The sequence below is a fragment of the Actinoplanes sp. NPDC049265 genome, from assembly GCF_043197135.1.
GTDB lineage: Bacteria > Actinomycetota > Actinomycetes > Mycobacteriales > Micromonosporaceae > Actinoplanes.
On sequence record NZ_JBICSP010000019.1, the window covers coordinates 110,531 to 129,113 of the forward strand.

Here is an 18,583-nt window from a genome sequence, read left to right on the forward strand (position 1 = left end):
CCAGTTCGTCGTAGCGGTCGCTATCGGGTGGGTACGGCGAGGACGTCGCCGGGCAGCAGGAAGCGGTTCTCGATCCGCCGGGACGCGATCAGCCACGGGCGCGGCGCCTGGTCCGGATGCTCGGCTCGGACGAAGCGGTCGAACACGTCGGCTATCAGCACCGGGGCGGTCGCCGCGATCGGTGGCTCGCCGTCCTGCGCGTAGAGCACCAGAGCCGACACGACATCGACCAGATCGGTCTCGTGGCGGCGGATGTGGACGTTGGAGGCCAGGTGACGGGAGACCCGGGGCCCTCGGGCGGCCCGGTCGCGGTAGACGGCGTCGATCTCGGCGGTGCCGTGGAAGGTCCGCCGCGAGAACGTCAGGTCGGCGCCGGCGGTGAAGAAGCCGGAAGCCGCTGATCCGTCCCCGTGGTCGATCTCGAACCACAGGGCTGTTATCAGCGTCGACAGGTCGGCCTGGAGCAGCGCGGTCGTTTCGCCGGAACTGCGCATGGCATCTCCCCGTGGCCTCGGCGCCGAAAGTGTAGCTTCAAGTTTACGCCCAACTTGAAGCTACAACAAGTGCCGTCTGGGCTGGCGATGCAGCCCTGGGCTACCACGGGGGTTCAGGGCAGGCTGATGTCGGCGTAGATGGCGGCGTGGTCGGAGCCCGCGTGCACGGCCGCGGTCATCGTGTCGTAGATCGGCCACAGCGTCCCCCGCTTGCCGCCCCACACGCCGCGCCGGAAGATCCCGCCGCCCGTGGCCGCGGCGAACAGGGCCGGGCTGAGCAGGACATAGTCGAGCTTGTTGCGGGCCGTGCAGTAGCCGTAGGTGCCGGGCCGCCCGTCGTCGTCGAACCCGGGATGAGTGCTGATGTCGCGCAGGTCGGTGCCGGTGATCAGGGGCGCCAGTGGCTCGCTGTCGGGGGTGTCGTTGAGGTCGCCGACCACGGCCACGTGCGGGATGCCGTCGGCGATCAGGTCGCGGTAGATCTCGGCGACCCGGGTGGCCTGGCGGCGGCGGATCGCGTCGGAGGCGAGCTTCCCGCCGTACCCCTTGCTCTTGAAATGGTTGACCAGAACGGCCACCGGCGCGCCGTGCGGGGTGCGAAAGAGGAACTCGGCGCAGTCGCGGCTGAACACCCGGCCGCGGTGGTCGTGGTCGTCGACGTGGCTGACCTGCCTGATCAGCGGGTATTCGGGACCGGCGAGCACGCCCACGTCGATGCCGCGCTCGTCGTTGCCGTCGACGACCATGACGTGCGGGTACATCGGAGTGTCGCCGGCCGGCAGCGCGGCGTCGGCGAAGCGTTTGAGTGCGATCCGGCTCTCCGTCTCGATCACCCCGACGATGTCGCCACCGACGTCGGCGAGCACCCGCGCGGTGTTGGCCAGCGCCAGCTCGTCGACCCGGTCGGTGGTGAGCTCGACCCAGCCGATCCACGACGCGCGCCCCTCGGCGATCACCGTGACCTTGCCGTCGCGCGACCGGCGGAGCAGCCGCCCGCGGTTCTGCCGCAGCCGGGCGAACTTCGCCGTATCTCCGTTGCGGAGCCCCAGTTTGCGCAGCTCCCGCAGGATGTCCTGCTTGATCGGGTCGGTGTAGGTGGGTTCCTCGAGCAGGGTGCAGATCTTCTGGTACGCCTCCAGCACGGGCCGGCCGGCCGCCCAGGTGCGCTGGTCCAGAGCGCGGGCCCGGTTGAACAGGTTCTCCACGTTGTACGCCGCGATCCGCATGGTGCCTCCGGTCTATTCTTGCGGGCCGGTCCGCGATTCCTCGGCTGTGGACAGGTTAAGAGTTGACGAACAGTGTTCACTCGGTTGCCGATCGTCACCATAGGGCGCGATAGTGATCTCCAGGAGGGATGAAATGCCTGCGTCGGCCGCGGTGTCGAGGCTCGCCGCCGGCGAGCCTCCGATCAATTTCGCGGCCCATCAGTTCCGCGCCGGCAACATCGCAGGTGCCCGCGACGACTTCGAACAGATGCTGGCGATGCTCATCTCCGCCATTCACCCCGGCGTCCGGCAGATCGCCGCGCATCCCGGCGACTGGGGCATCGACGTGCTCGCCGGCGACCTGACCGGCCTGGTCGTGCTCTGGCAGTCGAAGTACTTCTGGCCGCTGGTCGCCCGCGGTCAACAGGCGCAGATCCGCGAGTCGTTCGAGTCGGCGCTGGCCGCGGCCGAACGCAACGGCTACCAGATCAGCCGGTGGGTGCTGTGCGTGCCGTCCAGCATGGACCCCGACACCGCCCGCTGGTGGGACCGATGGAGCGCCCGGCGCCGCCGGGAGACCGGGGTGCTGATCGACCTGTGGGACGAGACCACGCTGCGCGAGATGCTGGCCCGGCCGGACGCCGCGCACGTGCGGCGGCACTACTACGATCCCTACCTGCCGGGTACGCCGCCGGCGGCCCGCCGCGCGCTGCACGACGTGGACGACGAGCAGGCCGGGGTGCTCGACCGGGCGCTGTTCGTGCGGCAGTTGCACGCCGCCGGGCACGCCGAGGTCGAGGCGGCCAAGCACGAGTTCTTCAACGCCGACCTGCTGGCGCGGGAGATTCACGACAAGGGGGTACGCGCGGAGCTCGACGCCCTGCGTGAGGCCGACGGCGTCGCGTACGGGATCTGGGAAGCTCGTTTCAACGCCCTCGGCCGCGAACCGGACCCGCTGCTCCCGGGCCTGCACGCCGCGGTGATGGGCGAGATCCGCGAGTCCGGCGCGTTCCCGTCCGAACTCGCCGCGAGCCGGGTCCACCACTGCGGCCTGATGCACCGGATCGTGCAGAACCGCCGGGCCGGCTGGGTGCGGCACTGGCGCCGCATCGCCGAGGAGGAGCCGGCGTGAACCACGACGTCACCGAGTACGGCCGCCGCATCGCCGAGGAGGAGCCGGCGTGAACCCCGACGACGTCACCGAGTTCCGCTGTGCCCGCCTGTTGCTGCTGCTCGACCTGGTGCACGACGAACTGCCGGACGGGGTCGACGCCGAGCGCATCGCCCTCTACGACTTCTTCGCCGCCCACCCGTTGCTGCTGGCCCGCGACTCCGACGACCCCGATCGGCTCAGCCTGCGGCTGGCCGGGTTCGACGACCGCGCCGTGGGGTACGCGAGCGCCGGCCAGCGCCTCGCCACGGCACTGCAGCGGATCTCCGGCGACCTGGCCGTACTCGTCTCCACCGGGCTGGCCGGCATGACCACCTCGGGCCGGATCCGCTACCGCCTCACCCCGGCCGGCCGGGCCGCCGCGGCCGGACTGACCGCGGCATATGCCGTTTCCTACGTCGCCGCCGCACGAATCGTTCTGCGCCGCCTGCGCAGGCTCAGCGGCCGTAGACTAAGGGAGACGGTCCGCCGAAGCACGACCTTCGGATACCCGACCGCCGCGCCCGGCCATCCCGCCGCCTACTCCACTGATGCTGGAGATCAGACATGAGCGAACGCGTGGTGCACGGGATCCGCATCCGGCGATTGCGTCTGCACGCCGACGGCCGCACCTACGACGTCGACTTCCGCGGCCCGGCCGACGCGCCCCGGCCACTGTCGATCATCGCCGGGGCGTTCGGCACCGGAAAGACCACGATCCTCGAGTTCGTCGACTACTGCCTGGGCGCCTCCGACCACCCGCGACACCCGGCCATCACGCCCAAGGTGCGGGCGGCCACCCTCGAGATCGAGCTGTCCGGCACGCCCTACCTCATCGAGCGGGCGGTCGGCGAGCCGTCCACGTTCGCCTACGTCTGCCCCGGCCGCCTCGACGAGACCGGCACCGCCACTCCCGAACGCCGCCCTCTGCGTCCCGCCGGCGCGGCCAACAGCCTGTCCAGCCTCCTGCTGTCGCACTGCAAGCTGGAGGGTGTGCGGCTGCGCGACGGGCGGACCGAAGCCGGAGCGGTCACCGACCCGCTCAGCTTCCGCGACCTGATGTGGCTGTGCTTCCTGCCCAGCGAACGGCTCGACGACCGCAACCTGCTGTTCGAGAACGTCCCGATGAAACACCTCAAGCTCCGCCAGGTCGTCGACGTCGTGTTCGACGTGCACAACGACCGGGCGATCGAGCTCGGCCGCCGGATCGGTGCCCTGGAGCTACGGCTGGGCGAGGCCCACCAGGCCCATCGGGCCGCCAGTGAGCTGGTGGCCGAGGTCGAGCCGGCCGGGCGCGACGAGCTGGCCGGCCTAGAACGCGCGGCCAAGGCCGAACTGGCGGCGTGCGCACAGGCCACCGCGGCCCTCGACGAGCGTGCCCGATCGGACACCCGGTTCGCGGAGGAACTGCGGGAACGGCATCGCGAGGCGGGCGGCGCGGCGCGGGTGGCGGCGGCGTTGCTGCGTGACCGCGAGACCCAGGCGCAGCGGATGACGTCGCTGCGGGCCACGTACGCCGACGACGTCAGCAAGCTGGTCATGCTGGCCGAGGCCGGCAACCTGTTCCCGCCCATGCGGCTGGATGTCTGCCCGTCCTGCCTGACGCCGATCCCGGCCGGGGTCACCGCCTGCGAAAACTGCGGCGAGGCGCCGGCCGGGCCGCCCGACGTCGGCGCCGAGCTGCGGTCGGCGCGGGCCCGGCTGACCGAGCTGACCGAATACCTGGACGAGCTGGAACGGGAGATCCCGCGGCTGCGCGTCGCGGCCGCACGCGCCCAGGAGGTCGAGGCGCGAGCGGCGGCCGAGGTCGACGCGGCGACGGCCCACGCGGTGACGCCCTACCTGGCCCAGCGGGACGCGCTGGCCCGGCGGCGTGAGGACGCGGCCACCACGCTGCAGCGGGCGGTGGACGGGCTCCGGTTGACCGGGGTGGTGCATCGGCGGCTGGCCCTGGTCGAGCATCTGGAGTCGCAGCTCGGCACGCTGCGCGACGAGCTGTTCGCGGTGCTGACGCCGGCCGGTGAGCGTACGGCCGTGGTCGAGCGGGTCGGCGGCCGGTACCGCGACATCCTGCGCGAGTGGCACTTCCCCCGGGCCGGCGACGCGCGGCTGGCCGAGGACCTGACGCCCTACACGCGCGACGAACCGTACACGGCGGCGTCGTCCGGTGGACGTACCCTGATCGCCCTGGCCTGGCAGTTGGCTCTGTTCGAGATCGCCTGGGAGGAGCGCTCGTCGCACCCGGGTTTCCTGCTGCTGGACAGCCCGCAGAAAAACCTGGGGGCCGGGGAGGACGCGGTCACCGACCGCATCTACCGGCACATCGAGCGGTGGCTGGCCGGGGGTGGCGCCGGCGCGCAGATCGTGGTGGCCGACAACGCGCCCCCGCCGACCGTCGCGTCCGACGTGGTGGTCCGCTTCTCCCGCCGAGCCGACCGCCCCCCGTACGCCCTGATCGACGACGACATAGCCTGACCCCCGCCCTGCCCGACCACCCCAACCTCCGGTGGTAGACCTGGGCGGTTTCGGCGGCCCGGACCCACTGCCCTCACCAGTGGTAGTCCGGGCGGTATTCGCGAACCAGCCGCGCGGGGCTACCACTGGGACTTTGAGTGGTGGGTTCGGGGGGACGGGATGTTGGGTGGGGCTGGCGTTCGGGTGGCGCGCGGAGCGCGCCTGCCACGCACGGACGTGGAGCGCAGCGACCCTCGGCGGGAGCTGCGGTCTGTACCACCCACTCAGCTACGACAGCTTGATCTTGATCTTGATCTTGATCTACCAGGTGTGGTTCTTGAACCAGGAGCGGGCGGCGCGGGTGTTCAGGAGGATCAGGTAGAAGGCCGGCTGGATCAGGGCGATCAGCACGGTCGGATCCTGCGTGCGCCAGGTCGTGTAAGCGATGCCCGCGACCGTGAGGAAGAGCAGGAAGTTCAGCAGGACGCGGGCCCAGTTGCGGCCGATCTGCAGGCGGCGGCCGAACCAGATGGTGATCAGGCCGAGCACGCCCAGCACGGCGACGCCGGCGATCGTGGCGGCCTGCTGGTCACGCTGGCTGAGCTGCTGGATCCGGCCGTCGAGGTGACCGGTGGCGAACAGGAAGCCGGCGGCTGCCGCGGCGAGCAGGTAGATCGCACCGCCCAGGTAGTACAGGATCGCGATGAAATGCACGCTGACGGGGGCGCTGCGGCGGGCGGCGGGCGGCATGTACTGGGGGTATGCGTAAGCCATGGGAACAGGGTGCGGCGCCGGGTGACCTGTGCGAATCCCGGAAACGTGCCACTACGAGGCGACCTCGACGGGCCCTTTGCGTGGCCGCGGTGCTGTTTGGTGGTATCCGGCCCGGGTTCGGCTGGGCGTCGAATGTCCGAGCCGGGTGATCTGATCAGGCGGCGGGACCAGCGGTGAGCAGGGTGCGGGTGGCGATGGCGGTCATGGCTGGTGTCCTCCTCGGGAGTGCGGGTCACCAACTCGTCGACCAGTGGATGTGACAGGGAATATACTCGTTCCCTGTCACATCGGCCGGGCGACGTAGGGGCAGATGATCCGACGAGAACGGAGCAGGACATGCGTTACCTGATGATGTCGATGGCGAACGGCGAGCGGCCCGACGAGAAGCTGTTCGCCGAGATGGCGGCGTTCATCGAGGAGATGACGGCCAAGGGTGTGCTGCTGGCGACCGGTGGGCTCGCGCCCGAAGGCGTGGTGATCAGCTCGGCCGGTGACGAGATGACGGTGACCGACGGGCCGTTCGCCGAGGCGCGGGAGGCGGTCGGCGGGTTCGCGCTGGTCGAGGTGGGATCCAAGGAGGAGGCGATCGAGCTGGGCCGGCGCTTCCGGCGGATCGTCGGCGACGGCACGAGCGTGATCCAGCAGGTGTTCGGCGGCTGACCCGGCGCGAGTGAGGTGGCAGCGGCGATGATCGAGAGCGGTGGGGCAGCCGACGGTCGGGCGACCGCCGAGGGCGGGGTGCCGGCCGGCGGCCGGGTGACCCCCAAGGCTGTCCGGGCTACGGTCGACGCGGTCTGGCGGCTGGAGTCGGCGCGGATCGTGGCCGCCCTCATGCGCCTGCTGCACGACGTCGGCCGGGCCGAAGAGGTCGCGCAGGACGCCCTGGTCGCCGCGCTCGAGCAGTGGCCGGCGACCGGCGTCCCGGGCAATCCCGGTGCTTGGCTGACCGCTGTCGCCAAGCGCCGGGCGGTCGACCGGATCCGCCGCGAGCGCCGCTTCGAGGAGATGGCGCCCCGGCTGGCCGTGGACGCGCTGGAGGAGCAGCCGGACGACGTGCTCCGGCTGATGTTCATCTCGTGCCACCCGGCGCTTGGCCCGCGTACCCGGGCCGCGCTGACCCTGCGCATGGTGGCGGGATTGAGCGCGGGTGAGATCGCGCGGGCCTTCCTCACCACCGAACCGGTTGTGCGGCAACGGATCGCCGAGGCCCGGCGGGTGCTGGCCGAAGTTCGAGCGAGGTTCGAGTTGCCGCCGCCGGACGAGCTGGCCGGGCGACTCTCATCCGTCCTCGAGGTGCTGTACCTCATCTTCAATGAAGGTTATGCGGCCACGGCCGGCGACGACCTGCTGCGCCCGGAACTGACCCGGGAGGCGGTGCGGCTGGCCCGGATCCTGGCCGAGCTGGCGCCGGGCGAGGCGGAGGTGCACGGCCTGGTCGCGCTGATGGAGATCCAGGCGTCGCGGTCGGCCGCGCGCACCGGGCCGGACGGTGCGCCGATCCAGCTGCACGAGCAGAACCGCGGGCTGTGGGATCAGTTGCTCATCCGGCGCGGCTTCGGCGCCATGCTGCGGGCCCGCGAGATCGGGGGTACGCCCGGACCGTACGTCCTGCAGGCCGCGATCGCCGTCTGTCACGCCCAGGCCCGCGCCGCCGCCGACACCGACTGGACGCAGATCGTCACCCTTTACGAGTTGCTTGAACGTCTCGTGCCGACGCCGGTCGTCCGCCTCAACCGGGCGGTCGCGGTGAGCTTCGCCCGCGGCCCGGGGCCGGCCCTGGACCTGGTCGAACCCCTGCTCGCCGACCCGGCTCTGCGCGACTTCCACCTGCTTCCGAGCGTCCGCGCCGACCTCCTGCGACGCCTCGGTCGTGCGTCAGAGGCCAGCCGTGAGTTCACCCGGGCCGCCGGCCTGGCGACCAACGCCGCCGAGCGCGCGTTCCTGGAACACCGGGCCGAAGCCGAAGAATCCCGGGCCGAAGCCGAGGACCGCCGGGCCGAAGCCGAGGAGCGCCGGGCCGAAGCCCAGCCCACGGAGCCCGGCGAGCCCGCGGCACAAGACGAGCAAGACGAGCCCGACGAGCAAGACGGGTCCGCGGGACGGACGTTGGGGGAGGCGGCCGACGCGTTTCTCGGCCGCACCGATTTCGAGGCGGCAACGCGACGGTCGTACCAGCAGACGATGCGGCGCCTGCGCCGTACCGTCGGTGACCGTCTTCCGCTCAGCGCCCTTACCGCCGGCGACGTCGCCCGCGCCTTCGTGACGGCCTGGGGCGATGCGGCCCCGGCGACCTGGAACCGCCACGTCGCGGCGGTCCGCACCTTCGCGGCGTGGCTGGGCGACCCGGCAATGGCCGATTCACTGTCCAGAAAGGATATCGGCCGAGCAGTGGTGGCCGTCCCAGTTCGGGCAGTGCGATGGGACCACGACTCCACACCGCTCCGCGAACGTGCATTGTGGACATTGCTTCAGGAGTCGGGCGCGCCGATTCAGGCCGTGCTGGCGCTCGACGTCGAGGATCTCGATCTGGAGGACCGCCGGGCCCGGGCCGGGCGACGCTGGGTCACCTGGCGGTCCGGCACCGCGCGGCTGCTGCCACGGCTGCTGGCCGGGCGTACCCGCGGACCGGTCTTTCTGGCCGAACGCAAACCGGTGCCGTCACGGCCGCTCGCCGACGCCGACCGCTGCCCCGAGACCGGGCGGCGCCGGCTGTCCTACGAGCGCGCCGAATACCTCTGCAAGCGGGCCACCGGGCACACGCTCGGCGCGCTCAAGCATCCTCCGAACGGACAACCCTGAACACCGATCTTCGGCGTAGCGTGTCGGACAGGTGCCCAGTGGCGACGCGAGGGAGCGTGGGATGAAGAAGCTCATCAACGATCCGGCGAATGTGGTGTCCGACGCGCTTCGGGGCATCGCCGCGGCCCATCCCGAGCTGCGCGTCGACCATGAGAATCGGCTGATCATCCGGGGTGACGCGCCCGTGCGGGGAAAGGTCGGGCTGGTCTCCGGCGGCGGGTCGGGGCACGAGCCGCTGCACGGCGGGTTCGTCGGGCCGGGCATGCTCGACGCGGCCTGCGCGGGCGAGGTGTTCACGTCGCCCGTACCGGACCAGATGCTCGCCGCCACCAAGGCCGTGGACGGCGGGGCGGGCGTGCTGCACATCGTCAAGAACTACACCGGCGACGTGATGAACTTCGAGATGGCGGCCGAACTGGCCGAGGCCGAGACCGGCGTGCACGTGGTCTCGGTAGTGACCAACGACGACGTCGCGGTGCAGGACAGCCTGTACACCGCCGGGCGACGGGGCGTCGGTGTGACAGTGCTCGTGGAGAAGATCGCCGGTGCCGCGGCCGACCAGGGCCGGTCGCTGAGTGAGGTCGCCGACGTGGCCCGCAAGGTCAACGACGCCGGCCGCAGCATGGGCCTGGCGCTGACCTCGTGCACCGTCCCGGCGGCCGGCAAACCCACGTTCGACCTGCCCGACGACCAGATGGAGGTCGGCATCGGCATCCACGGCGAGCCGGGCCGCCGCCGGGTGCCGCTCGCGCCCGCCTCCGAGGTCGCCGAGATGCTGGTCAGCCCGATCTTGGCCGACCTCGACTTCACCGGCGGCGACGGCGTGATCGCGTTCGTCAACGGCATGGGCGCCACCCCGCTGATCGAGCTGTACGTGCTCTACAACGAGGTCGCGCAGATTCTGGCCAAGGCCGGCGTGACGGTCGCCCGGTCGCTGGTCGGGCCGTACATCACCAGCCTGGACATGGCCGGCGCCTCGGTGACGCTGCTCAAGGCCGACGACGAGACCCTGCGGCTGTGGGACGCGCCGGTGAACACGTCCGGCCTGCGGTGGGGGGCGTGAGCGTGGACGCGGCCGCACTGACCGCCTGGCTGACCGAGTTCGCACGGCTCGTCGAGACGCACCGCGAGCTGCTGACCGACCTGGACTCGGCGATCGGGGACGCCGACCACGGCTCGAACCTCGACCGCGGCATGAAGGCGGTGCTCGCGACCCTCGAGAAGGAACAGCCGGCGACCCCGGCGGCGGTACTCAAACGGACCGGCATGACGCTGATCAGCACGGTCGGCGGGGCGAGCGGGCCGCTCTACGGGACGGCGTTCCTGCGGATGGCCACGGCCGCCGGCGACGACGAGACGCTGGATCCGGCGACCTTCGGCAAGGCGTTGCGCGCGGCCCTCGAGGGGGTGGTCGCGCGGGGCAAGGCGGTGGCCGGTGACAAGACGATGTACGACGCGCTGGCGCCGGCCGTGGACGCGCTGGAGGGTGCGCTGGCCGACGGTCAGCCGTTCGCCGAGGCGCTGGACGCGGCCGTCCGTGCCGCCGAGGAGGGCCGCGAGGCGACGATCCCGATGGTCGCGCGCAAGGGCCGGGCCAGCTATCTCGGCGAACGCAGCGCCGGCCACCAGGATCCGGGCGCGACCTCGATGACGTTCCTGCTCGCGGCCGCCGCCGGCACGCTCCGCGGGTGATGACCGGGCTGGTCGTGGTCAGCCACAGCCGTGCGCTGGCCGACGCGGCGGTGGCCCTGGCCGCGGAGATGGTCCAGGGCCAGGAGATCGCGCTGGCGGTGGCGGCCGGCCTGGACGACGGCTCGTTCGGCACCGACGCGGTCGCCATCGCGTCGGCGATCGCCTCGGCCGACCGCGGTGACGGTGTCGTGGTCCTGATGGATCTGGGCAGTGCGGTGCTCTCGGCCGAACTCGCGCTCGACCTGCTGGACGATCCCGACCGGCGCGACCAGGTCGTGCTGTGCCCGGCGCCGCTGGTCGAGGGCCTGGTCGCGGCGGTCGTGGCGGCGTCCGCGGGTGCGTCCCGGGACGAGGTGGCGGCCGAGGCGGTAGCCGGTCTGGCCGGCAAGGAATCCCACCTCGGCGCGGAGCCGGCCGCCCCGGCCGCGTCCGCTCCGGCCGAGGGTGTCTCGGCGACCTTCACCGTCACCAACCCGCACGGGTTGCACGCACGGCCGGCCGCTCGACTGGTGTCCGAGGTTCGCGACGCCGGCGCTCCGATGGAGATCCGCAACCGCACCACGGGTTCGGCCTGGGTGCCGGCGTCGAGCCTCACGCGAGTGGCCACGCTGGGCGCACTTCAAGACCACGAGCTCGAGGTACGCGCGTCCGGCGCCCACGCCCAGCCGGCCGTGGACCGGGTGCTGGCCCTGGCCGGGCGCGCCTTCGACGAGACACCCGCCGAGCCGTCCGAGCCGTCCGCGCCGTCCGAGCCGGGCGAACCGGGCGAACCGGGAGCGGGTGTCCGGGCGGGGGCGCAGCCCGCCTCGCCGGGAATCGGCGTGGGGCCGGCCTGGCAGCTCGGTGAGTCCACACCGGACATTCCCGAGGTGCCGTCCCAGGGTTCGGATGTCGAGACGACGCGCCTGGACCGGGCCCTCGACGACGTGCGGGCCTCGGTGCGGCGGCTCCGCGACGGCACCGGTGTCACCGAGGCGGGAATCTTCGACGCGCACCTGCTCCTGCTCGACGACGCCGACCTGCTGGACGAAGCGCGTACCCGCATCGCCGAAGGCGCCCCCGCACCGCAGGCCTGGGCAGCCGCCGCGACCCGCGTCGCAGCCGAGTTCGCCGCCCTCGACGACCCCTACCTGCGGGCGCGCGCCGCCGACGTCCGAGCCGTGTCCGACCAGGTGCTCCGGTCCCTGCTGGGCGCGGCGGGGCCGGCCGTGACCGGTACGGGAGTGCTGATCGCCCGCGACCTCACCCCGGCCGAGGCGGCCGCCCTCGACCCGGCCACGGTCGCCGGGATCGTGCTGGCGGCGGGCAGCCCCACCGCGCACGGCGCGATCCTGGCCCGGGCCCGGGGCATACCCGCCGTCGTCGGTGCCGGCGAGGCGATCCTCCGCGTACCCACCGGCACCACGATCGCGCTCGACGGGCGTACCGGAGAAGTCGTTGTCGCTCCATCAGCCCAGGTCACGGCCACCTTCGAGGCGCGGGCGGCGGAGCTCGCGAGCCGGCGCCGAAGCGCACTGACGGCCGCGTCCCGGCCCGCCACCACCCCCGACGGCCGCATCGTCGGCGTCGGCGCCAACATCGGCTCCGTCGCCGATGCCCGGGCGGCCGCGGCCAACGGCGCCGACCACGCCGGCCTGGTCCGCACCGAATTCCTCTTCCTCGACCGGTCGTCCGCGCCCGGCGTCGACGAGCAGGAGGCGACGTACCGGGCGATCGCCGAAGCCCTGGGCGGCCGGCGCGTCACGCTGCGCACCCTCGACGTGGGCGGGGACAAGCCGCTGCCCTACCTCCCGTCCCCGCCCGAGCAGAACCCGTTCCTCGGCGTACGCGGAATCCGCCACTCCCTGGCCCACCCCGGCCTGCTGGCCGACCAGCTGATCGCGATGGTCCGCGTCGCCCGGGACACCCCGGTCAGCATCATGTTCCCGATGGTCAGCACCCTGGCCGAACTGCGGGCGGCCCGCGCCGCCCTGGCCGACGCACAGACCGCTGTCGGCGGCCACCCGTCGGGCCTCGAAGTGGGCATCATGGTCGAGGTCCCGGCGGCGGCCCTGAAAGCGGCCACCTTCGCACCGCACGTCGACTTCGTCAGCGTCGGCACCAACGACCTGACCCAGTACGCTCTGGCCGCCGAACGCGGCAACCCCGCGCTGGCCGGGCTCTCCGACGCCCTCGACCCCGGCGTGCTCCGCCTGATCGCGCAGACCTGCCACGGCGTCGGCGACCGGGTCGCGGTCGCGGTCTGCGGCGAACTGGCCGCCGACGAGGCCGCCGTCCCGCTGCTCATCCAGCTCGGCGTACGCGAACTGTCGGTGTCGCCACCCGCTATCCCGGCGGTGAAGGAGGCCGTCCGCTCCGCCACCGCCACACCGCCGCCGGTGCTCGACCTGCCCGACGCGGCGGCCGTCCGAGCCGCTATTCGTTCTTGCCCTTGACCTTCGCCATCTGATCGATGCCGTCCTGGCTGACGTGCAGCCCGGCGCCCATCTCGATCATCTGCTCCCGGCCCATCGGCACGTCGAACTGGATCGTCGCGTAGACCACGTCCGACACCGACATGACCAGCTGCATGGTGCCCCCGCCGACCGGGTTCAGCACCGCATCACGGCCGGCCACCGTCACCTTGTCGCCGTGCAGCTCGGCTCGGTAGCCACGCTTCTCCAGGTAGACACCGATCTTGCCGGTCAGCACCCGCGGGTCGTACATCGGTGACTTCGACGGATCGGTGCCCGCCGGCACGTTCTTCGCGGCCTCCGGGGCGATGGTCAGGTTCTGCCCGTCGTCGTACTGGATGAAGTAGCCCTTCGGCACCTTGTCGACGGTGAACCACTTCGGCTGTTCGCCGCGGTAGTCGACCAGTTTCAGGCCGCCGTTCTTCCCGGCGGTGTACGTCACCGGCGGCGGAGCCGCGCCCGCGTCCGGCCCGGACGGTGACACGCCACCGAAGGTGAACGCCGTCGCAATCGCGGCGACACCGAACGCCGAACCGGCGACGGCCTGAACGGTCCGGCGGCGCTGGACGGCCCGCCGGCCCCGGCCGAGATCCTTTTCGATGGTGCCGGCCGGTACGGCGTCGTCGGCGCCGGCCAGACGCTCCAGACGGTTCTGCAGATCCATCATCGGTGGGCTCCCTGAGAGTGGTAGGTGTCGGTGCGCAGCAGGGCGGCGCGAAGTTTGTCCAGGGCCCGGGCGGTCTGGCTCTTGACCGTGCCCTGGGAGACGCCCAGAGCCTCGGCGGTCTCGGCCACGTCGAGCTGGTGGTAGAAGCGGAAGACGATCGCCGCCCGCATCTTCGGCGGCAGCTCCCGCAACGCCTGCGCCAGCTCGGGCTCGTCCACGGCGACATGCTCCGAGGCAGGCAGATCGGGCAGGGCGGGCACACTGCGCTCGAACATCCGCCAACGCCGCCGCCGCTCGTCGGTCATGGCGTTGACCAGCACCCGGCGCAGGTAGCCGTCCGGGTTGTCGGCCCGCTTGAACGACGACCACGACACGTACAGCTTCGTCAGTACGTGCTGCACGAGATCCTCGGCGAGGTAGATGTCGCCGCCGGTCAGCAACCGGGCCGTTTTGAGCAGTTTCCCGCGTCGGCCGGCTACGAAGTCGTAGAACTCCCGATCACGTTCGCTGTTTTGTCTCACGCCTCTTCTGACCGGAGCCCTTCTCGGTCGGTTGCATCGTGTCGTTCCAGCTCCCCACGGGGACCAGGGAGGAAGCGGGAGTCAGTCGCCCAGGAAGATCGGGTTGGTCAGGGCGACCATCGACGAATCGGCGCGACGGACCTCGGCCCGGACGTAGCGGGAGTTCTGGGGGACGGTCGGCCACGAGACGGTTCCGTCGGCCGGGAGTGGGGTGGTGACACGGACGCCCTGGTCGGAGATGAGGCGGGCCGTTGCCCCCGGTGCGCCCGTGACCGTCAGGGCGACCTGGACCGGGGTGGTGGGCGCGGCGGGGAGGCGGTCGCCGATGTGGGCGGTCCGGGTGGGGGACGCGGCCGTGAAGGAGAGGTTGACGGCGGCGGACTCGGCGATCCAGGAGTGGCCGGACCGGAGGGCGGCGAGGATGGCGCGCCGGTCGAGGCCGGTGGCTCGCACGACGGTGTGGGGGAGGCCGATGACCTGGGGTTCGCTGTGGGCGTCGGAGGCGCCGACGGCCGGGAGCCACTGGCGGCCGCGGCGGCTGACCAGCAGGTTGTCCCAGGCGGCGAGGACCGCGTCGTCGTCGGGGGTCCAGGGGCCGTTCCAGACCTCGACCGCGTCCAGCCCGGCGTACCCGAATCGCCAGCCGCAGGCCACGCAGGTCGCGTTGGGGTGGGCCGCCACGGCCAGGCCGCCGGCCTGGTGGATGCGGTCGACGAAGCGCTGGAGGCCGCCGTCGGCCGCCCGGTAACGCCAATCTATCCAGGTTCCCGCGGGCAGGCCGAGGGCCGTGTAGTGGCCGTTGCGGGTGGTGACCTCTTCGCCGTCGATGATCAGCAGGTCGGGGCCGGCGTACTCACCCCACACGCCGTGCGCGCTGGTGGTGTTGTGTTCGGTCGAGACGAAGAAGTCGAGTTTGGCCGCTCGGGCGCCCGCCGCCAGTTCGGCCGGGGTGCGGCGGCCGTCGGAGTGGACGGTGTGCAGGTGCGGGTCGCCCCGGTACCAGGTGTCGCCGCGGCCGGCGGCCCGGTGCGGGGCGTGCTTCGGGCGGAAGGGCGGGGGCGGCGGGCCGAAGCTGAGCGTGACGGTCAAGGTCCAGTTCAGGCCCTGCGGGTGCACGGTGTACGCCCCGAAGATCACGTGCCAGGTCCCGGGCCGGATCGGACCGGGCAGGTAGCCGGGTGTCGCCTCGGCCGCGCTGATCGTGAACTCGGTGCGGAACCCGCCCGACCAGCCGCGGAAGCCGCGCGCGTCGCCCAGGGCGTGCCCGCTCTCGTCGAAGATGCCGATGTCCAGCGCGTTGCCGTTCTGCCCGGCGGGCGGGGCCGGCCGGTCATAGCTGTAGCCGACAGTGATCGCGTTGACACCCCGAGGGATTTCCAGGGGTACGTAAACCCAGTCCGGCGCCCCGTACCCGATGGTCCCGGTCAGCGTGCTGGTCCGCGTACCACCGGGCGCGGCCGCCGCGAACGACACCGGGTCGAGCGTGACGGCCGCGCCCCCGGCGGCCGCACTGATCAGCAGGTTGCGTCGGCTCGGCATGAGCCCACCCTCCCGGCGTGCCGTGGCCTCGGGTTGACCGCCCGGCGACGCCCACGTGACGGGGCCGCGGCCAGTTCGGCCGCCCCTTCCGTCCTACCCGAAGCGGTCGGGCCAGGTCCAGGGATCCCGGCGTGGCGATCGGCCGGGCGGCGCCCGCGGGAGCGCGGATCGGGTAGGAGGTGGTCGATGATCCACGGTGATCGCTGGAAATCCGGTCGCTTGGTGTGCGGCGGAAATCGTAGGGTCCGGGCATGCCGATCGTCGAAGCTCGTGACCTGACCAAAGTCTTCCGGCGGCCGGTGAAGGATCCGGGCCTCGCCGGGTCGGTGCGGCATTTGTTCCGGCGGCGGTTCATCGACAAGGTCGCGGTCGACCACGTCGACCTGTCGATCGAGGCGGGAGAGGCGGTCGCGTACGTCGGCCCGAACGGCGCCGGCAAGTCGACAACGGTGAAGCTGCTCAGTGGGATCCTGGTGCCCACCTCGGGCGACGTACGCATCGACGGTCTGCACCCGCAACGCGACCGCACCGCCATCGCGCACCGCATCGGTGTCCTCTTCGGACAGCGGACGCAACTCTGGTGGGATCTGCCGGTCCGCGAATCGTTCGCGGTGCTGCGCGACATCTACGGCATCGACGAGGCCACGTACCGCAAACGCCTGGCCCGCTTCGACGAGGTCCTCGATCTGGGCGAGATCCTGCCCACGCTGGGCCGCAAGCTCTCGCTGGGCCAGCGGATGCGGGCCGACCTGGCCGCGGCGATGCTGCACGGGCCGCGGGTGGTCTATCTCGACGAGCCCACCATCGGTCTCGACCTGCAGGTGAAGGACCGCGTGCGAGAATTCTTCCGTACGCTGCGCGACGAGGGCACCACGGTCATGCTGACCAGCCACGATCTCGCCGACATCGAAGGGTTCTGCCGCCGGCTGGTCATCATCGACCAGGGGCGGATCATCTTCGACGGCGACCTGGAAGCGGTGAAGGACCGGTACGCCCGCGAGCGCATCCTGCACGTCGAGACGGAACAGCCCGTGCCGCTCGACTCGGTCCGGAACGCCTTACCCAGTGCGGTGATCACCGAGGGCGAAACCTCACGTCAACTTTCGGTCCGCTTCGACCGCTTCGTTCTCACCGCCGGGCAGGCCGTCTCAGTTCTGGCCGGCCTCGGGAACCTGGTCGACATCCGGGTCGACGAGCCGAAGATCGAGGACGTCATCCGCCGCGTCTACTCCGGCGAACTCCAGCTCGACCCGGAGTCCTCGCGATGACCCGGGCCTATCGGGCGCAGGCCCGGGCGGTGGCGCTGGGCGTGCTCGAATACCGGCTGAACGTACTGCTCGGCATGGTGGCGACGCTGGTCCAGCTGGTCGCGTTGCTGGCGGTGTGGCGGGTGCTGCTGACCGAGTCGCCGGTGCAGGGCTTCACCTGGCCCCAGATGCAGGCGTACCTGCTGGTGGCATTCGCGTCCGGTGCCCTGGTGTCGATCAACGGCGACTTCCGGATGGCGTTCCGGATCCAGAGCGGGCTGGTCGCCCTCGACCTGGTCAAGCCGGTCGATTACCAGCGGTCGCGGTTCGCCGAGGCGCTCGGCGGCCTCTGGATCGAGGTGCTGATCGTGCTGGCGGCGTGCGCCGGCGTGGTGGCGGTGCTCGGCGGCGTGTCCGTCCCGGCCGGGGCCGGGCTGGTGCTGTTCGCGATCAGCATGCTGCTCCTCGTACCCCTCAAGTTTCTGATCCTCTATCTGACCTCCCTCGTGTGTTTCTGGACGCAGAGCTACCTGGGGGTGCAGTGGGCCCGGCTGGCGGTGATGAACCTGCTCTCCGGCGCGCTGATCCCGCTCGCCTACCTGCCGGCCTGGCTGGGGACGACGGCGAAGTGGTCGCCGTTCGCCGGGCTGACCTCGACCCCGGCGCTGATCTACATCGGCCGGGTCGACGCGGGTGAGGGGCTGCTGCTGGTCGCGGTGCAGCTCGGGTGGGTGGTCGTGCTGTGGTTCGCGGCGCGACTGCTGTGGCGGGCCGCGGTGCGGCAGCTGACGGTCAACGGGGGTTGAGATGCGGATCTATCTGCGCCTGCTGGGTGCGCACCTGCGAGCCCTGCTGGAGTACGAGGCGGACTTCTGGATCCTGGCCGTCGCGACCGTCCTCATGCAGGTGGTGAACGTGGTGTTCCTGGCCGCGCTGTTCGCCAAGATTCCGTCCCTGAACGGCTGGACGTTCTGGGCGGTGGTGCTGATGTTCGGGGCGGTGGCGCTGGCCGAGGGCGTCGGGTCGTTGTTCTTCGAGGGCATGTGGCGGATCGCATGGCAGATCAACATGGGCGAGCTGGACTATTTCCTGGTCCGCCCGTACCCGGTGGTCCTGCAGTCGAGCAGCGCCGAGATCGGCATCAACGGCCTGAGCAACATCGTCGTCGGCGGCATCATGATCGGCACGGCGCTGGCGCACAGCGAGGTGACCTGGACCCCGTGGCGGGCCGTCGCCGGCCTGCTCCTGCTGGTCAGCGCGATAGTCATCAAGCTGGCCATCAACCTGGCCACCAACGCGGCGTCGTTCTGGCTGTCCAGCCCGAGCCCGTACTTCGCCTTCGCCGTGCACACGATCGGTGACCTGGCCCGGTTCCCGCTGTCGATCTACCCGGCGGCGTTGAAGGCCGTGCTGGGCATCGTGCTGCCGTTCGCGTTCGTCAGCTTCTTCCCGGCGGCGTACCTGCTCGACGAGGGCACGAACCGCTGGATCGGGCTGCTCACGCCGGTGGTCGCGGTGTACTGCGCCGTGATCGCGCTGGCCGTCTTCAAGCGCGGCCTGCGACGGTACGAGTCGGCCGGAAACTGAG

The 18,583-nt window shown here is 71.6% G+C and carries 17 protein-coding genes; 11 read left to right on the forward strand and 6 right to left on the reverse strand.

Annotation, left to right across the window (positions count from 1 at the left end; all coding sequences use genetic code 11):
* Window positions 1-20 precede the first annotated feature (20 nt).
* Complete coding sequence (locus ACGFIO_RS34735) at window positions 21-494, reverse strand: hypothetical protein (protein ID WP_392833095.1); 474 nt, start codon at window positions 492-494, stop codon at window positions 21-23.
* 113 nt (window positions 495-607) lie between these two features.
* Window positions 608-1,720, reverse strand: coding sequence for an endonuclease/exonuclease/phosphatase family protein (locus tag ACGFIO_RS34740; RefSeq protein ID WP_392833097.1), 1,113 nt, complete (start codon window positions 1,718-1,720; stop codon window positions 608-610).
* Window positions 1,721-1,853: 133 nt separating this feature from the next.
* Between ACGFIO_RS34740 and ACGFIO_RS34745 the strand changes: the two genes are divergently transcribed.
* Genes ACGFIO_RS34745 through ACGFIO_RS34755 form a run of 3 tightly spaced genes read left to right on the forward strand, consistent with a single transcriptional unit; the run spans window position 1,854 to window position 5,324 of the window.
* Window positions 1,854-2,831, forward strand: coding sequence for a hypothetical protein (locus ACGFIO_RS34745; protein WP_392833099.1), 978 nt, complete (start codon window positions 1,854-1,856; stop codon window positions 2,829-2,831).
* Between the two features lie 49 nt (window positions 2,832-2,880).
* On the forward strand, window positions 2,881-3,420 hold the full coding sequence (locus ACGFIO_RS34750; protein WP_392833102.1) for a hypothetical protein: 540 nt from the start codon (window positions 2,881-2,883) through the stop codon (window positions 3,418-3,420).
* Window positions 3,417-5,324, forward strand: a complete 1,908-nt coding sequence (locus ACGFIO_RS34755; protein ID WP_392833104.1) for a DNA recombination protein RecN — start codon at window positions 3,417-3,419, stop codon at window positions 5,322-5,324. The genes ACGFIO_RS34750 and ACGFIO_RS34755 overlap by 4 nt, the downstream gene beginning before the upstream one ends.
* 300 nt (window positions 5,325-5,624) lie before the next feature.
* On the opposite strand, the gene ACGFIO_RS34760 is transcribed toward ACGFIO_RS34755, so the two are convergent.
* Window positions 5,625-6,077, reverse strand: a complete 453-nt coding sequence (locus ACGFIO_RS34760; RefSeq protein WP_392833106.1) for a hypothetical protein — start codon at window positions 6,075-6,077, stop codon at window positions 5,625-5,627.
* 336 nt (window positions 6,078-6,413) lie between these two features.
* On the opposite strand from ACGFIO_RS34760, the gene ACGFIO_RS34765 reads away from it, so the two are divergent.
* The 5 genes from ACGFIO_RS34765 to ptsP all read left to right on the forward strand — a co-directional run bounded on the left by ACGFIO_RS34765 (window position 6,414) and on the right by ptsP (window position 13,003).
* Window positions 6,414-6,737, forward strand: a complete 324-nt coding sequence (locus ACGFIO_RS34765) for a YciI family protein (RefSeq protein WP_392833108.1) — start codon at window positions 6,414-6,416, stop codon at window positions 6,735-6,737.
* 27 nt (window positions 6,738-6,764) lie between these two features.
* Window positions 6,765-8,876 carry a DUF6596 domain-containing protein gene (locus ACGFIO_RS34770; protein ID WP_392833111.1) on the forward strand — a complete coding sequence of 704 codons (2,112 nt, stop codon included), beginning with the start codon at window positions 6,765-6,767 and terminating at the stop codon, window positions 8,874-8,876.
* 61 nt (window positions 8,877-8,937) lie between these two features.
* Window positions 8,938-9,939 (forward strand): dihydroxyacetone kinase subunit DhaK, encoded by a 1,002-nt coding sequence (gene dhaK / locus ACGFIO_RS34775; RefSeq protein ID WP_392833114.1) that lies wholly within the window; start codon window positions 8,938-8,940, stop codon window positions 9,937-9,939.
* Window positions 9,936-10,568 (forward strand): dihydroxyacetone kinase subunit DhaL, encoded by a 633-nt coding sequence (gene dhaL, locus ACGFIO_RS34780; protein ID WP_392833116.1) that lies wholly within the window; start codon window positions 9,936-9,938, stop codon window positions 10,566-10,568. Before dhaK ends, dhaL begins: the two co-directional genes overlap by 4 nt.
* Window positions 10,568-13,003: a phosphoenolpyruvate--protein phosphotransferase gene (gene ptsP / locus ACGFIO_RS34785; RefSeq protein ID WP_392833204.1), complete on the forward strand. Its 2,436-nt coding sequence runs from the start codon at window positions 10,568-10,570 to the stop codon at window positions 13,001-13,003. The genes dhaL and ptsP overlap by 1 nt, the downstream gene beginning before the upstream one ends.
* Here the strand turns inward: ptsP and ACGFIO_RS34790 are convergent.
* From ACGFIO_RS34790 to ACGFIO_RS34800, 3 genes are all read right to left on the reverse strand, one after another.
* A complete protein-coding gene (locus ACGFIO_RS34790) occupies window positions 12,984-13,688 on the reverse strand; it encodes a hypothetical protein (RefSeq protein ID WP_392833119.1) in 705 nt (234 codons plus the stop codon). The two genes, ptsP and ACGFIO_RS34790, sit on opposite strands and share 20 nt — an antisense overlap.
* Window positions 13,685-14,209 (reverse strand): SigE family RNA polymerase sigma factor, encoded by a 525-nt coding sequence (locus tag ACGFIO_RS34795; RefSeq protein ID WP_392833122.1) that lies wholly within the window; start codon window positions 14,207-14,209, stop codon window positions 13,685-13,687. The genes ACGFIO_RS34790 and ACGFIO_RS34795 overlap by 4 nt, the downstream gene beginning before the upstream one ends.
* Before the next feature lie 81 nt (window positions 14,210-14,290).
* On the reverse strand, window positions 14,291-15,748 hold the full coding sequence (locus ACGFIO_RS34800; protein ID WP_392833125.1) for a CehA/McbA family metallohydrolase: 1,458 nt from the start codon (window positions 15,746-15,748) through the stop codon (window positions 14,291-14,293).
* 251 nt (window positions 15,749-15,999) lie between these two features.
* Here ACGFIO_RS34800 and ACGFIO_RS34805 point away from each other — a divergent pair, with 251 nt between their 5' ends.
* From ACGFIO_RS34805 to ACGFIO_RS34815, 3 genes are read left to right on the forward strand one after another with little or no spacing between them, the layout of a single operon-like run.
* Window positions 16,000-17,016 carry an ATP-binding cassette domain-containing protein gene (locus ACGFIO_RS34805; protein WP_392833126.1) on the forward strand — a complete coding sequence of 339 codons (1,017 nt, stop codon included), beginning with the start codon at window positions 16,000-16,002 and terminating at the stop codon, window positions 17,014-17,016.
* Window positions 17,013-17,801, forward strand: coding sequence for an ABC transporter permease (locus tag ACGFIO_RS34810; protein ID WP_392833129.1), 789 nt, complete (start codon window positions 17,013-17,015; stop codon window positions 17,799-17,801). The genes ACGFIO_RS34805 and ACGFIO_RS34810 overlap by 4 nt, the downstream gene beginning before the upstream one ends.
* A 1-nt stretch (window position 17,802) precedes the next feature.
* Window positions 17,803-18,582 (forward strand): ABC transporter permease, encoded by a 780-nt coding sequence (locus tag ACGFIO_RS34815; RefSeq protein ID WP_392833131.1) that lies wholly within the window; start codon window positions 17,803-17,805, stop codon window positions 18,580-18,582.
* The last annotated feature ends 1 nt before the right edge of the window (window position 18,583 follow it).

Excerpts from the sequence above, each read along its gene's own strand:
- ACGFIO_RS34765 (WP_392833108.1), top strand. The coding sequence starts at position 6,414 with ATGCGTTACCTGATGATGTCGATGGCGAACGGCGAGCGGCCCGACGAG.
- ACGFIO_RS34770 (WP_392833111.1), top strand. The coding sequence starts at position 6,765 with ATGATCGAGAGCGGTGGGGCAGCCGACGGTCGGGCGACCGCCGAGGGC.
- ACGFIO_RS34745 (WP_392833099.1), top strand. The coding sequence starts at position 1,854 with ATGCCTGCGTCGGCCGCGGTGTCGAGGCTCGCCGCCGGCGAGCCTCCG.
- ptsP (WP_392833204.1), top strand. The coding sequence starts at position 10,568 with ATGACCGGGCTGGTCGTGGTCAGCCACAGCCGTGCGCTGGCCGACGCG.
- ACGFIO_RS34815 (WP_392833131.1), top strand. The coding sequence starts at position 17,803 with ATGCGGATCTATCTGCGCCTGCTGGGTGCGCACCTGCGAGCCCTGCTG.
- dhaK (WP_392833114.1), top strand. The coding sequence starts at position 8,938 with ATGAAGAAGCTCATCAACGATCCGGCGAATGTGGTGTCCGACGCGCTT.
- ACGFIO_RS34800 (WP_392833125.1), bottom strand. The coding sequence starts at position 15,748 with ATGCCGAGCCGACGCAACCTGCTGATCAGTGCGGCCGCCGGGGGCGCG.
- ACGFIO_RS34755 (WP_392833104.1), top strand. The coding sequence starts at position 3,417 with ATGAGCGAACGCGTGGTGCACGGGATCCGCATCCGGCGATTGCGTCTG.
- ACGFIO_RS34790 (WP_392833119.1), bottom strand. The coding sequence starts at position 13,688 with ATGATGGATCTGCAGAACCGTCTGGAGCGTCTGGCCGGCGCCGACGAC.
- ACGFIO_RS34810 (WP_392833129.1), top strand. The coding sequence starts at position 17,013 with ATGACCCGGGCCTATCGGGCGCAGGCCCGGGCGGTGGCGCTGGGCGTG.
- ACGFIO_RS34760 (WP_392833106.1), bottom strand. The coding sequence starts at position 6,077 with ATGGCTTACGCATACCCCCAGTACATGCCGCCCGCCGCCCGCCGCAGC.
- ACGFIO_RS34740 (WP_392833097.1), bottom strand. The coding sequence starts at position 1,720 with ATGCGGATCGCGGCGTACAACGTGGAGAACCTGTTCAACCGGGCCCGC.
- ACGFIO_RS34805 (WP_392833126.1), top strand. The coding sequence starts at position 16,000 with ATGCCGATCGTCGAAGCTCGTGACCTGACCAAAGTCTTCCGGCGGCCG.
- ACGFIO_RS34735 (WP_392833095.1), bottom strand. The coding sequence starts at position 494 with ATGCGCAGTTCCGGCGAAACGACCGCGCTGCTCCAGGCCGACCTGTCG.